Origin of the sequence: Pseudomonas sp. 7-41, from assembly GCF_021233075.1 — a bacterium.
Lineage (GTDB): Bacteria > Pseudomonadota > Gammaproteobacteria > Pseudomonadales > Pseudomonadaceae > Aquipseudomonas > Aquipseudomonas veronii.
This window is the reverse complement of sequence record NZ_CP089551.1, coordinates 768,729-782,051: the sequence shown is the minus strand read 5'-3', so window position 1 is coordinate 782,051 and position 13,323 is coordinate 768,729. Positions and strand designations below refer to the sequence as shown.

At 62.8% G+C, this 13,323-nt stretch carries 11 protein-coding genes; 5 read left to right on the top strand and 6 right to left on the bottom strand.

Annotated features, from left to right (window positions below):
- Positions 1–58 precede the first annotated feature (58 nt).
- Together waaA and LQ249_RS03335 are read right to left on the bottom strand one after the other, a co-directional pair.
- Entirely contained in the window at positions 59–1,336 is a 1,278-nt protein-coding gene (gene waaA / locus LQ249_RS03340) for a lipid IV(A) 3-deoxy-D-manno-octulosonic acid transferase (RefSeq protein ID WP_108526088.1), read from the bottom strand.
- A gap of 23 nt (positions 1,337–1,359) precedes the next feature.
- Positions 1,360–2,250: a LysR family transcriptional regulator gene (locus tag LQ249_RS03335; protein WP_017849785.1), complete on the bottom strand. Its 891-nt coding sequence runs from the start codon at positions 2,248–2,250 to the stop codon at positions 1,360–1,362.
- A gap of 103 nt (positions 2,251–2,353) precedes the next feature.
- On the opposite strand from LQ249_RS03335, the gene LQ249_RS03330 reads away from it, so the two are divergent.
- The 4 genes from LQ249_RS03330 to LQ249_RS03315 all read left to right on the top strand — a co-directional run bounded on the left by LQ249_RS03330 (position 2,354) and on the right by LQ249_RS03315 (position 5,766).
- Complete coding sequence (locus LQ249_RS03330; RefSeq protein ID WP_026140385.1) at positions 2,354–2,689, top strand: DMT family transporter; 336 nt, start codon at positions 2,354–2,356, stop codon at positions 2,687–2,689.
- Positions 2,690–2,775: 86 nt separating this feature from the next.
- Positions 2,776–3,951 (top strand): NAD(P)/FAD-dependent oxidoreductase, encoded by a 1,176-nt coding sequence (locus LQ249_RS03325; RefSeq protein WP_046384922.1) that lies wholly within the window; start codon positions 2,776–2,778, stop codon positions 3,949–3,951.
- On the top strand, positions 3,948–4,760 hold the full coding sequence (locus LQ249_RS03320; protein WP_017849788.1) for an aldo/keto reductase: 813 nt from the start codon (positions 3,948–3,950) through the stop codon (positions 4,758–4,760). The genes LQ249_RS03325 and LQ249_RS03320 overlap by 4 nt, the downstream gene beginning before the upstream one ends.
- A 40-nt stretch (positions 4,761–4,800) precedes the next feature.
- The gene (locus LQ249_RS03315) at positions 4,801–5,766 is read left to right on the top strand and encodes a hypothetical protein (protein WP_017849789.1); all 966 of its coding nucleotides are present in this window, start codon (positions 4,801–4,803) and stop codon (positions 5,764–5,766) included.
- Positions 5,767–5,799: 33 nt separating this feature from the next.
- On the opposite strand, the gene hldE is transcribed toward LQ249_RS03315, so the two are convergent.
- Positions 5,800–7,224, bottom strand: a complete 1,425-nt coding sequence (hldE, locus tag LQ249_RS03310) for a bifunctional D-glycero-beta-D-manno-heptose-7-phosphate kinase/D-glycero-beta-D-manno-heptose 1-phosphate adenylyltransferase HldE (protein ID WP_026140386.1) — start codon at positions 7,222–7,224, stop codon at positions 5,800–5,802.
- Between the two features lie 127 nt (positions 7,225–7,351).
- A complete protein-coding gene (gene msbA / locus LQ249_RS03305; protein WP_046384924.1) occupies positions 7,352–9,157 on the bottom strand; it encodes a lipid A export permease/ATP-binding protein MsbA in 1,806 nt (601 codons plus the stop codon).
- A gap of 159 nt (positions 9,158–9,316) precedes the next feature.
- Here msbA and LQ249_RS03300 point away from each other — a divergent pair, with 159 nt between their 5' ends.
- Positions 9,317–11,185 carry a bifunctional O-antigen ligase/aminoglycoside phosphotransferase family protein gene (locus LQ249_RS03300; protein ID WP_232566191.1) on the top strand — a complete coding sequence of 623 codons (1,869 nt, stop codon included), beginning with the start codon at positions 9,317–9,319 and terminating at the stop codon, positions 11,183–11,185.
- A 54-nt stretch (positions 11,186–11,239) separates the two neighbouring features.
- Here the strand turns inward: LQ249_RS03300 and LQ249_RS03295 are convergent, their stop codons facing one another.
- Both LQ249_RS03295 and LQ249_RS03290 read right to left on the bottom strand, forming a co-directional pair.
- Positions 11,240–12,121 (bottom strand): glycosyltransferase, encoded by an 882-nt coding sequence (locus LQ249_RS03295; RefSeq protein WP_169864673.1) that lies wholly within the window; start codon positions 12,119–12,121, stop codon positions 11,240–11,242.
- Positions 12,118–13,266 carry a glycosyltransferase family 4 protein gene (locus LQ249_RS03290; protein WP_017849794.1) on the bottom strand — a complete coding sequence of 383 codons (1,149 nt, stop codon included), beginning with the start codon at positions 13,264–13,266 and terminating at the stop codon, positions 12,118–12,120. The genes LQ249_RS03295 and LQ249_RS03290 overlap by 4 nt, the downstream gene beginning before the upstream one ends.
- Positions 13,267–13,323 lie beyond the last annotated feature (57 nt).

Here is a 13,323-nt window from a genome sequence, read left to right as displayed (position 1 = left end):
ACCACAGAACCAATGTGGGAAGGGGCTTGCTCCCTTCCACATTTGGATCGGCATTGCGTCAGTGAGTTATCAAGCGATCAAGGCCATCCAACAATCGCTTCAAAGCGCCCTGGTTGGCCTGCATCACCTTAAGCCCCGCCTGCGCCATCCGCTGGGCATCCTGCGGTAGCTCGAACAGCTGCCGCACGGCCTCGGCCAAACCTTCGGCATCATCCACCTCACGCAACGCCCCGGCGTCGCGCAGCATTGCGCTGATTTCGAGGAAGTTGAACCGGTGCGGCCCCATGATCACTGGCTTGCCCAACGCCGCCGGTTCCAGCGGGTTGTGCCCGCCGGTCGCGACCAGGCTGCCACCCACCAACGCGCTGTCGGCCAAGGCATACAAAAACAGCAACTCGCCCATGGTGTCGCCGAGCAACACGGCGGTGTGCGCGGTGACCGGCTCGCCGCTGGAACGACGCACCGTGGCGAACCCTTGTCGCTCGCACAGCTCAAACATCGGGCCGAAGCGTTCCTGATGACGCGGCACCAGAATCAGCAGCGCATTGGGATAGCTGGCGAGCAGTTGGCGATGGGCCGCCAGCACCACCTCATCTTCGCCTTCGTGGGTACTGGCGGCGATCCACACCGGGCGCTCGCCGGCGCCCCACTGTTCGCGCAACGCGGCCGCGCGCGCCAGCAGTTGCGGGTCGATGGTCAGGTCGAACTTGATCGAGCCGGTCACTTGCACCGTGTCCGCACGCGCCCCCAGGCTGCGGAAACGCTCGGCCTCAGTCTCGGTCTGCACGGCGATCAGACTCATTTCTGCCAGCATCGGCGCCGTCAGTTTGGCAAAACGTGCGTAGCCCTTGGCCGAACGCGCCGACAAGCGTGCATTGGCCAGCGCCACCGGAATCCCGCGCTGGGCGCAGGCGTGGATGTGGTTGGGCCACAGCTCGGTCTCCATGATCACGGCCAGTTTGGGCTGGACACGGTCGAGAAAACGCTTGGCCGCGCAGGGCAAGTCATAGGGCAAGTAGCAATGCTGGACGCGCGGTTCATCGGCGAACAATGCCTGGATACGCTCGGAGCCGGTGGGCGTCATGCAGGTGACCGTCATCGGCAACTGCGGGTAACGCTCCAGCAGGCCACGGATCATCGGCGCGGCGGCGATGCTTTCGCCCACCGACACCGCATGCACCCAGATCCCGCCCGGTTGCATCCGCGGCAAGCCGTAGGAAAAGCGCTCGCCCACGCGCTTGGCGTAGGCCGGCGCCTTGCGCGCGCGCAGCCATAGACGTAAAGCCACCAACGGCAGCGCCAGGTAAAACAGACAGCTGTAGAGAGTTCTATTCATGGCGGCGGAGTTTATCGGCTTTTTCAATCGATCGCCTGCAAGCACTCGGCAAAACGCTCGGCGAGAAAGCGTGCGGCAGGGCCCAGGGGTTCATCGCGGCGCCACACCAGCTCGACCACAAGCGCCGGCGGGGTCCATTCGCTGTCGAGTTCGACCATTTGGTTCTGGTACGCGGGGTATTGCACCACATGCCGGGGCAACCAGGCCCAACCCAGGCCACGGATAAGCCATTCGGCCAGCACGTAGAAGCTGTCGGCGCGCCACACCTGCGGGCTGGCGGCCTCGCTGCCGGGGTAGACGCTGGTCTGGGTCGACATCAGCAACTGGCGATACTGCGCCAACCCCTGGCAGTCCACGGTTTGCTGCGCCGCCAGCGGATGGCGACGCCCGCACACCGTGACCATTTCCACACTGCCGACGACCCGCCGCTCCAACGCTTCGGGGATTTGATCGTGATAGAACAACATGCCCAGGTCGGCCCTGCGCTCCACCAGTTTGCGTGCGACATCGCCCTGGGCAGCGCTGGAAAGCTGCACCTCGAGGTTGGGAAACTGGCCGGCCAAGGCGTCGAGACTGTCGAGGACCGGCTGGTACAGCATCGCTTCATCCTGGGCCAGGCGCAGGCAGGCTTCTTCGCCGCGCACCAACGACAGTGCGCGGCCATTGAGGCGTTCGCACTGGCGCAGCACTTCCCGAGCCTCTTCGAGCAGCACCGTGCCGGCTTCGGTCAAGCGCGGCTGGCGGCCGCTGCTTCGTTCAAACAGGCTGACGCCCAGGTCCGCTTCCAGCAAGGCGATCCCGTTGCTGACTGCCGACTGAGCCTTGCGCTGCTGACGCGCTACCGCCGAAAAAGAACGCTGCTCGGCGACGCTGACGAACAGGCGCATCTGTTCCAGGTTCCACTGCACATTCATGGCACAACCCATCTTTAATTCGGATAGGTAATGACTTTACCCCATCTGACGAGCCTCTAGAATGCCGACCTTATCCAGCGCGCTACACACCGAGGACCGCACCATGACCCCTGCCTACTACTACCTGGCCATCGCCATCTGCTCGGAAGTCATCGCCACCGTTTCCATGAAAGCCATCAAGGGCTGGAGCACACCGATCCCACTGCTGCTGGTGATCGTCGGCTACGGCGTGGCGTTCTGGATGCTGACCCTGGTGGTGCGTACAGTGCCGGTCGGCGTGGCGTATGCCGTGTGGGCTGGGATGGGCATCGTGATGGTCAGCGTCGCGGCGCTGTTCATCTATGGGCAGAAGCTCGATCTGCCGGCAATGCTGGGGATGGGCTTGATTGTGTTGGGCGTGGTGGTGATTCAACTGTTCTCGAAAACGGCGGGGCACTGACCTCACGCGTCAATATTGATCCCGCGCAAAGATCCATTCGTTGAGTCTGTATACTTGGCACCTTGATTTGAACACTGAGGTTGCCCATGCCATCCGTTATTTCCACCGACGTTCTGATTGTCGGCGCCGGAGTTGCCGGCCTCTGGCTGAATGCGCGCCTGCGCCGCCAGGGGTTTTCCACGGTGGTGGTGGAAAACGCCACCCTGGGAGGCGGGCAAAGCGTGAAGTCCCAAGGCATCATTCATGGCGGTGCGAAATACGCGCTGCACGGTGCACTCACCGGCGCCTCCGAAGCGATTGCCGATATGCCGCGGCGCTGGCGTGAGGCCCTGGCCGGTCACGGCGAACTGGACCTGACCGGCGTGCGCCTGCTCTCCGAAGCCCATTACCTGTGGTCCCCTGGCACGCTCGCCGGCAACCTCACCAGCTTCTTCGCCAGCAAGGCCGTGCGCGGCCGCGTCGATCAGGTCAAGGGCGACGCCCTGCCGCCAGCCCTGCAAGACCGCCGCTTCAAGGGCAAGGTCTATCGCCTGTCGGAATTGGTGGTCGACGTGCCGAGCCTGATCGGACGCCTGGCGCAGTTGGCCGGCGATGGTTTGCTCGCCGGACAACACATCGAACCGCTGCGGGAAAACGACGCATTGGTCGGTCTGAAAGTCGACGGCCGCGAGATCCGCGCCCAGCGCATCGTCTTGAGCGCCGGCGGCGGCACTGCCGATCTGCTCGCCGCTCTGGGCCTGAGCGAGCCGGCCATGCAAAAGCGTGCGCTGCACATGATCATCGCCAAAGGCCCAGGCCTGAAACCGCTGTACGCCCACTGCCTGGGCGGCGGCACCAAACCGCGCCTCACCGTGACAACGCACCCGGCCGCCGATGGCAACTGGGTGTGGTACATGGGCGGCGACATCGCCGAGGCCGACGGCGTAGCACGCACGCCACAGGAGCAGATCGCCACCGCGCAGCACGAGTTGGCGCTTCTGCTGCCGTGGATCGACATGAGCCACACCGAATGGGCCACCCTGCGCGTCGAACGTGCCGAGCCGCTGCAATCGGGCCTGACTCGCCCCGACAACGCCTTCCTCGCCGAACAGGGCCGCCTGCTCGTGGGCTGGCCGACCAAGCTGGCCCTGGCACCGGACTTCGCCGACCGGGTGCTCCACGCCCTCGAACGCGATGGCATCCAACCCGGCCCCGCCACCCCGCTGCCCGAGCTGCCCAAACCCGCCATCGGCCAACCGGCCTGGGAGCAACTGTTGCCATGAGCCTGCCCACCCTGCACGACCTGCACCGCCCGCTGGGCAGTACCGGCCTGCTGGTGTCGCCGCTGGGCCTGGGCACCGTCAAGCTCGGTCGCGACCAAGGGGTGAAATACCCCAGCGGCTTCCAGATTCCCGATGACGACGAAGCGCGCCTGCTGCTGCGCCAGGCCCGTCAGTTGGGCATCAACCTGATCGATACCGCGCCGGCCTATGGCCGCAGCGAAGAACGCCTGGGGCCGCTGTTGCGGGGCCAGCGCAACGAGTGGGTGATTGTCAGCAAGGTCGGCGAAGAATTCGACAACGGCGTGTCCCGTCACGACTTCAGCGCGGCCCATACCCGGATGTCGATCGAACGCAGCCTGAAACGACTGGAAACCGACTTTATCGACCTGGTGCTGGTGCATTCCGACGGCAACGACCTGCACATTCTCAACGACTGCGAGGTGTACCAGACCCTCGCGGACTTGAAACGAGAGGGCAAAATCCGCGGTTTCGGCTTCTCCGGCAAAACCGTCGAAGGCGGCGTGAAGGCTCTGGAACAGGGCGATTGCGCAATGGTCACCTACAATCTGAACGAACAGGCCGAGAAAGCCGTCATTGATTATGCGGCCGCCCATGGCAAAGGCATCCTGGTGAAAAAAGCCCTCGCCAGCGGCCACGTCTGCCTGGAACCGGGAATGGACCCCATACGTGCCAGTTTCATGTTGTTGTTTGCGCAAACGGGTGTCGCCAGTGCTATTGTCGGGACCATTAATCCGCTGCACCTGGCTCACAACGTGGCGACCGCTGCCCAGGTCATTCGTCAACTCTGATGCCGCCGACGCGGCCGCCCCGACGTAAGAAGGAGCCGACATGTCGCGAACGCTCATAAGAAAAAACCCCAGCAACTTCAAGACTCTGCCACTGCATGTCGAAGCCACCCCCGAAGGCCTGAGCTACCAGAGCGTCGGCATGCCGCTCAACTTTGCCCAGACCCTGCAACGGCGCAAGCCGGTAGAAGTGACAGACCCGGAGCGTTTCGCCCTCGAGCTGGCCAACCTCGGCGTGTCGGTGCGTTTGACCCTGCATTGGCAAAACAAGGATTACTGGGTGCTGGTGCGCCAACGCCGCCAGGACCGTGGCGACGTGGTGCTCAAGCTGATTTCCGGCTACGTCCCCGCCCATGAGCTGAACCTGCCGCTGCACACCGCCATCCAGGAAATCGCCGAAGAGTGCCTGCTGGAGACGCCCGAAGGCTGGCTCAGCGGGCGCTTCAACGACACCTGGCTGCCGGCGCCCTACTCCGCCGCGCTGCACTACCGCGAAGCCTTGCCGTTTCGCTTGAGCCCCTTGTCCGGCGCGGCCCGCCCGGTGCGCTGCGCGACCACGCAACTGATCGAGCGCCCACGGGCCTACGTCCACTTGCCTACGGCCTCGCTGCAATTGATTTATGACTTGCGCCTGGAGGTGCCCAAGGAAGCCAAATCCTTGAGCCTGTTCCATGTGGATGAGCGACTCGAAGGCGATCAACTGGTCGCGCGCCTGGACCGCCAGCGCCCGGACCTGTACCTGATGCCCTTGAAGGACGGGCAGCCGCTCGCCGAACTGTATACGGTCAAGAAAGATCAGCTGTACCCGGCGAGCACGCGGGGTTTGTACCTGGCGGAGAGCTTCGCCCAGCAGGACGGCTGGGTGGTGCGCGACGAGCGGATTCGTTGGAAGGATTGGCTCAGGCAGCAAGGCCTGGCCGTCCCGGAGAAAGAGTCGAAGCTCAAGCGCCTGACCGGCAAGGCCCGGCAGATGTTGCGCAAGATCGTGCCAAAGAAGGCCAGACCGTAGGAGCGAGCAGGCCCGCGCCTACGGCCGCAAGCCTTATTCGTGATTGCGGATTTTTTCCACGATCGCGGTCGTCGAGCTGTTCTCAACCAACCCCAGCACTTTGACCTTGCCGCCGTAGGCGCTGACGATGTCGGCGCCGACCACCTGGTCGACGGAATAGTCGCCGCCCTTGACCAGCACATCGGGCTTGACCTGGGCCAGCAGGTTTTCCGGGGTGGCTTCGGGGAAGCTGATCACCCAGTCCACCGCACCCAGGCCGGCCAGGACCGCCATGCGTCGGTCGACACTGTTGATCGGGCGGCCCGGACCTTTCAGGCGGCTGACCGACGCATCGTCATTGACCGCGACGATCAGGCGATCGCCTTGGGCGCGCGCCTGTTCCAGGTACGTCACATGACCGGCATGCAGGATGTCGAAACAGCCATTGGTGAACACAATGCTTTCGTTGTGGGCGCGCGCGTCGTCAATCGCCAGCAGCAATTGCTCGAGACTCAACACCCCACGCTCGGAGCCTTCGGAACGCTGGATCGCACGGCGCAGTTCGGGCGCGCTGATCGCGGCGGTGCCGAGCTTGCCGACCACGATGCCCGCTGCCAGGTTGGCCAGGGCCACGGCGTGGGGCAATTCCTCGCCGGCCGCGATGGAGGCGGCCAGGGTGGAAATCACGGTGTCGCCGGCGCCGGTGACGTCGAACACTTCACGCGCACGCGCCGGCAGGTGCATCGCCGCATAGCCCGGGCGCAGCAAGGTCATGCCGTGTTCGCCACGGGTCACCAGCAAGGCGCCCAGGTCCAGTTCGGCCATCAGCGTCGCGCCCTTGCTCACCAGTTCGTGCTCATCGGCGCAACCGCCGACGATGGCTTCGAACTCGCTGAGGTTCGGCGTGATCAGGCTGGCGCCGCGATAAATCGAGAAGTCCTTGCCCTTGGGATCGGCCAGCACCGGAATATTGCGGGCCTTGGCGGCCTGGATCAGCATCTGGTGGTTCTTCAGCGCGCCTTTGCCGTAGTCGGACAACACCAGCACCTTGATGCCTTCGAGCAACTCATCGACCTGCGCGCTGAGGGCCAGGGCGTCGGTGGCGAAGGGTTCTTCGAAATCGATGCGCAGCAATTGCTGGTGACGGCTCATGACCCGCAGCTTGACGATGGTCGGCTGATGGGCGATGCGCTGGAACAGCGCGCGCACGCCGGCACCGCGCAGGCTGTTGGCCAGGCTGTCGGCGGCTTCGTCGTCGCCGGTCACGCCCACCAGGGAGGCAGGGGCGCCGAGGGCGGCAATATTGAGGGCAACGTTGGCAGCGCCACCTGGACGGTCTTCGATTTGCTCGACCTTGACTACCGGTACCGGCGCCTCAGGGGAAATCCGTGAGGTTCCGCCATGCCAGTAACGGTCGAGCATGACATCGCCGACCACCAAGACAGGGGCTTGATCGAATCGCGGCATGGACAACTTCATGGAGCAACCCACATACAAAATGAACAGGGGCGCGATATTAGCACAGGGTTACAGAAGGCTTGTGGGGGTGTGACAGAAGATGTTGCAGGAACGTTGGTGAGGCGGATTGCCCGCCCCACCAAGGGTATCAGGTGATATCCGCCGACACCGGGGCATCCAGGCCCATGGCATGCAGGCGGGCGTAGTAGCCGTTCTGTGCAAGCAATTGACCGTGGGTGCCGCGCTCGACAATACGCCCGTCGTCCATCACCAGGATCAGGTCGGCCTTCTCGATGGTGGACAGGCGGTGCGCGATCACCAGGGTCGTGCGGCCTTGCATGACCTTGTCCAGCGCCGCCTGAATGTGGCGCTCGGACTCGGTGTCGAGGGCCGAGGTGGCCTCGTCGAGAATCAGCAGCGGCGCATTCTTGAGCAGGGCGCGGGCAATTGCCAGGCGCTGGCGTTGACCGCCGGACAGCAGCACGCCGTTTTCGCCGACCTGGGTGTCGAAGCCTTTAGGCAACTGGTCGATGAAGTCCTTGGCGTTGGCATCCATCGCGGCGGCTTCGACGTCGGCCCGTGGTGCGCCGGCCAGGTCGCCGTAGGCGATGTTGTTGGTCACCGTGTCGCTGAACAGGGTCACGTGCTGGGTCACCTGGGCGATGTGCTTGCGCAGGTTGAGCAGTTTGTAGTCTTCGATCTCGACGCCATCGAGCAGGATTTCACCGCTTGCATGGTGGTAGAAACGCGGGATCAGGCTGGCCAGGGTCGACTTGCCACTGCCCGAGCGCCCCACCAGGGCGATCATCTGCCCAGGCTCGGCGGTAAAGCTGATGTCCTTGAGTACAGGACGTTCGGTGCCGGGATAGGTGAAGTTGAGGTGACGCACTTCCAGATGGCCGCTGACCTTGTCGCGCTCGATCGTGCCGTTGTCGACTTCAGCCTCTTCGTCCAGCTGTTCGAAAATGCTCTCGGCGCCCGCCACACCCTTCTGGATGGTCGAACTGACTTCCGACAACTGGCGGATCGGCTTAGGCAGCAGACCGGCCAAAGTGATGTAGGCCACCATGTCGCCCGCCGATGCGTCGCCGCGCAGGTAAAGCACCAGGAACATCAGCACGGCCATGGCGGTGTAGATCACCAGTTGCAGCGCCGGGGTGTAGATCGCCCCGGTGCGGGTCATGCGCAGTTGCTTGTTGGTGTTGCTCTGGCTGGCCTTGAGGAAGCGTTTTTCCTCGTAGATCTCGCCGCCGAAGCTGCGCACGACGCGGTAACCCTGGATGGTTTCAGACGCCACGTGGGTCACGTCGCCCATGGCCACCTGGATCTTCTTGCTCTGTTTGCGGAATTTCTTGCTGGCCGTGCTGACCATCACCGCAATCAACGGCAGGATGGCGATCATCACCAGCGTCAGGCGCCAGTTCATGAACAGCAGCGAAGCGAACAGGAAGATCACGGTCATGCCTTCGCGAATCACCACCTTGATCGCATCGGTCGCCGCCCCCGTGACCATGGTCACGTTGAAGGTGATGCGGGAAATCAGGTGCCCGGAGTTGTGATTGTCGAAGTAGCGGTTGGGCAGCGTCAGCAGGTTGTTGAACAGTTGCACCCGCAGGTCGTGGACCAGGCCCAGGGAAACCTTGGCCAGCAGGTAGTTACCGAGGAACGAACCCAGGCCCTGCCAGGCGGCGATCAGGATGATCAGCAGCGGCACGGCCTGCAGCAATTGCAGGTCGCGCAGGAACGGCACGCTGGGGAACAACACGGCTTGCGGGTTCGAAAGGCCGTCGACAAAGTACTTGAGGATGTACCCCAGCATCGGCTGGGTCGACGCGAAAATCAGAAATCCGACAATACTCAGCGCGAACAAACCCGCATAGGGCCTGACGTAACTGAGCAGGCGGAAGTATATTTTCAAGCTCGAAGGGCTTGCGCTCGGACTGGAGTCGGTCATATCACGCGGCGTTTTAAAAAAGGAGGCTGACTTTAGCACAGCTTCTCTGTTGTACTTGCACCCCACATGACCCGCGGGCCGGCGAAATCCAACCGGCGACATTATATAGCCACTACTCTAAGATGGTCGGCTTTCTATTTCTGAAATGGCTTTTACCGTATGCAGTGCAAGCGTCTTACCTATGGCTCAAATCGCGTCTTCGACTTCCTGGTCCTATGGATTTTGCCCATTGGCTTGTTGCTTCTGCTGAGTTCGCTGTTCTTCGTCACCAATCGCAACGTGCTGCACAGGTTCTACTACGTCCTGTTCAGCGCGCCGACCTTGTTGCTGTTGTGCCTGCGCCCCAGGGAATTCATGGAATTGCTGCGTGAGCCGCTGGCCATCGCATTCCTGGTCTTCTCCGCCTGGGCCCTGACCAGCCTGTTCTGGAGCCCGGAGTTTCATCCCGACACCGACCTGTTCAAGCGACCGCTGCACACGTTCATGTTGTTTGGCGGCTGCGGGCTGTTGCTGCATTACCGCAACGACCTGTTCAAGCCCGTGTTCTTCAGTGCGGCAGTGATCGCACTGGTGGCGACCCTGTGTGACCTGGTGGCCTTCGCCAAGGGGTTTGAGCCGGGCCTTGAAATACGCATGATCGGCGGCCGCGGCGCCCTCGACAACCCGCTGCTCAGCTCCCACGTGTTCGGTTTTTTCAGCGTCTACTGGTTGTATGTCTGCATGACCAGCCAGCGCTTTCAGGTGCTGTGGTTCAGCGTACCGGCCCTGGCAATCATGACCCTCGCGGTGCTGGCCACCGGTTCCCGCACGCCGCTGGTGGCACTGACCCTGGCCATCCTGTGGATGAGTTTTGTCAGCCGCAACCGCCGCTCGGTCTTGATGATTGCGGGCTTGGTCCTGGGCGCGGCGGCGCTCTTGCTGTTCTACCCTGAACTGATCACCAACCGTGGCAGTTCGTTCCGCTTCGAACTGTGGAGCATGACGCTGCAGCGCATCGCCGAACACCCGTGGATCGGCCACAGCTACGATTCCGAGCTGTACCTGACCCTGGCTCAGGCCAACGGCTTCCAACTGCGCGAACCCCACAGCTTTGCCCTGGGCGTGCTGTATTACGTCGGCATCATCGGCTTTATCCCGTGGATCTTCATGCTCGGCTGGGGCCTGTACAAAAGCCTCAAAGAGCGGGCGCAACCGCTGTTCATCCTTGCGTCCTCCCTGCTGGCCTACGGCATCGGCGCCGGCCTGACCGAGGGCGGCGGCATCCTGTCGCGGCCCAAGGAACACTGGTTCCTGCTGTGGATTCCTTTGGCGATCATCGCCGGCCTGAGCATCGCCCAGCGCCGCCACAGCCTGCTGCGCATGCCGGTGCAAACCCTCAAGGCCGAGGCCTTCGATCAACTGTGCCACAACGCCCATGTGATTGAAGCCGACGGCCTGGGCCCGAAAGTCCTGCGCCTGGAAGACGGCAGTTTCCTCAAGGTCTTCCGCGCACGCCGCTGGTACACCTCGGGCAGCTTCAACCCTTATTCCGAGCGGTTTGCCAACAACGCCGAACAATTACGCAGCCTGGGCATTCCCACCCCGCAGATCCTCGGCGTGTACAGCCTGCGCGACGCCAGCAGTGCCGTCACCTACTCGCCACTGCCCGGCCTGACCCTGCGCCAGGCCCTTCAAAGCCTGGACAGTAGCCTGCGCGAATCGCTGATCGAGCGCTTCGGTCGATTCATGGCCCAATTGCATGAGCGTGGTGTGTACTTCCGCTCGCTGCACCTGGGCAACGTGCTGCTGATGGATGATGGCGAGTTCGCGCTGATCGATATCGCCGACCTGCGCATCTTCCCGTCGGCCCTGCGCAATGCCTTGCGCCAACGCAACCTGCGCCATATGCAACGTTACCCGCAGGACCGCAACTGGCTGTTCGAAGCGCACTTCGAGCAACTGGCCAAGGGTTACGCCAGCATCGCAAGCCCAAAAGCCACGGCAAAAATCCGCGAGCAGGTCCAGGGCCTGGCTAGCCCGGCCGCCTGATAAAAAAGGCGACTATCACTGCTGATAGTCGCCTTTGTCACTGCCACCGCCGCCTCAGCTTCTGAGGGGCGCCAGGTACAACCGCACCAGCCCGCGCAGGGTCTTGCGCCCCCAGAACTTCAACGGGATCTGCTTGAGGATCTCCCGCGCCAGCGGCCGGTCACGGTCGGCGGTCTTGAGGAACATCGAGTTGAGGAAGTTGTAGCGCACCGCGTCATACGACGGGTGTTCGCTGAACAATCCATAAGTCTTGAGGATGTTCTGAATCATGTAGCGATGGTTCTTGTACGTGTTGGTGGCGTGCTGGCGATAGCGCGCCATGACCATGTTCAACACGTCGATGGTGTAGCCGGCGTGGGTGATCTTCAATTCGATCAGCAAGTCTTCCAGCGGAATCAGCGGATCGAAGCCCCCCACCTGCTCCAGCGCTTCGCGGCGGATCAACAGGGTCGGTGCTGGTGGGAACGGCTTGCGGTCCAGGAACAGGTCATCGAAGTCCAGGCTGCGAAACGGCAGGTCCCGGTGCTGCTTCCTGTCGGGATAGGGCTGGCCATCGCCATCGATCAACTCGATGTTGCCCGCGCAGATGCCGACCTTGGGCTTGCCTTCCATATAGGCGACCTGGGCCGCAATGCGCTCGGGCAACATGATGTCGTCGGAACCGAACGGCGCGATCAGCGTGCCTTTGGCCCGGGCGATCGCGCCGTTGAGCGTATTGGTCAGCCCCTGGTTCTGCTGGACCTGGAAATCAAAGCCGTGCTCGGCCTGCAAGCGCCGGATGCGCTCGACGCTGTCGTCCTTGGAGCCATCGTCGACCACCAACAGTTCGATGTTCGCGTAGGTCTGCCCCAGCACGCTGAGGATGCTCTGCTCGATGTACGGGCCATGGTTGTAGGACGCGATGATCACCGAGACCAGGGGTTGTGGCTGATTCATGCTCTACCTACTTCACGCAAACCGGTTTCAATCAGGGTCAGGTACTTGTGCTTGAACTCGTCCAGAGTGTGGTTGGCTACCAGGTAACGGAACACCTCCTCGCCCTTGGCACGCAATTGCTCATCGCTCAGTGCCAGGTAAGTATCCAGCGCCGCAGCCAGTTGCTCGACGTTGCCCGGATCGTGAGACAGCCCGCCCGCGCCCTGCACCAGCGGCAGCATCGCCGGACCGTTGGAGGCGATCACCGGCAAATGCCCGCTCATGCCTTCCAGCAGCGCCAGGCCCAGGCCTTCGAACAGCGACGGCATGGTCCAGATATCGAAACCGCGCACGTACTTCATGCCGTCTTCACGGAACCCCAACAGGTGCGCGCGACCGGTCAGGCCGAGGCGCTCGATGTCGGCACGCAGGTCGGCTTCGGCGCGGCCGGAACCGATGATCCCCACCTGTGCCTGCGGGTATTTGTCCTTGAGCGTGGCAAACGCCTGCAGCAGATGCGTGTGGCCCTTGATCGGCACCAGGCGGCCCAGGGCGCCGATCATCCGCGCGTCCAGCGGCAAGCCCAGGGCTTTGCGTGCTTCATCGCGCGGCAACTGCAAGGCTTCTGCCTGCGGGATGTCGATGGCGTTGGTGACATAGGTGGTGTTTTCACGGGTGAACCCGCAATTGAGCGCCACCAGGTACTCCTGCACCGCCTCCGACACGCCGACGAAGCGCCACGCCGGGCTCACCCAGCGCTGGGTCTGACGCCGGCGGTAGCCACGGGCGTACTCGCCGAAACCATGGGAGATGCCGATGCACAGCGGGATCTTCAACCAGCGGTTGAGGGACAGCATCATGTTCACCGACTTGAAGCGGTTGCAGATGACCACATCGAACTTCTGCTCGCGGCAATACTTGTAGATCTGCCACATGGCGCCAAAGCGGATGCCCTTGAGGGACTTCTCCGGCAGTTCGAAATAGTGGGAGTGCTCGGCCACGCTCAGCGGCTGGCCCGGTAACGGGCGGCCACTGAGATACCCCGATGTCACCTCGAAGCGTTCAACCGGCAACGATTTGACGATCTGCTCACCCAGGTCGGCGAAGTCATTGGTCTTGACGTTGTAGTCCGGCTGTAACTGCAAAACCTTGAAACGAGGCTTCATAACTCTCCATGCAGCGATCTGGCTGCGGGCGCGCAGCCCGGCAAAAAATGGTGCGGC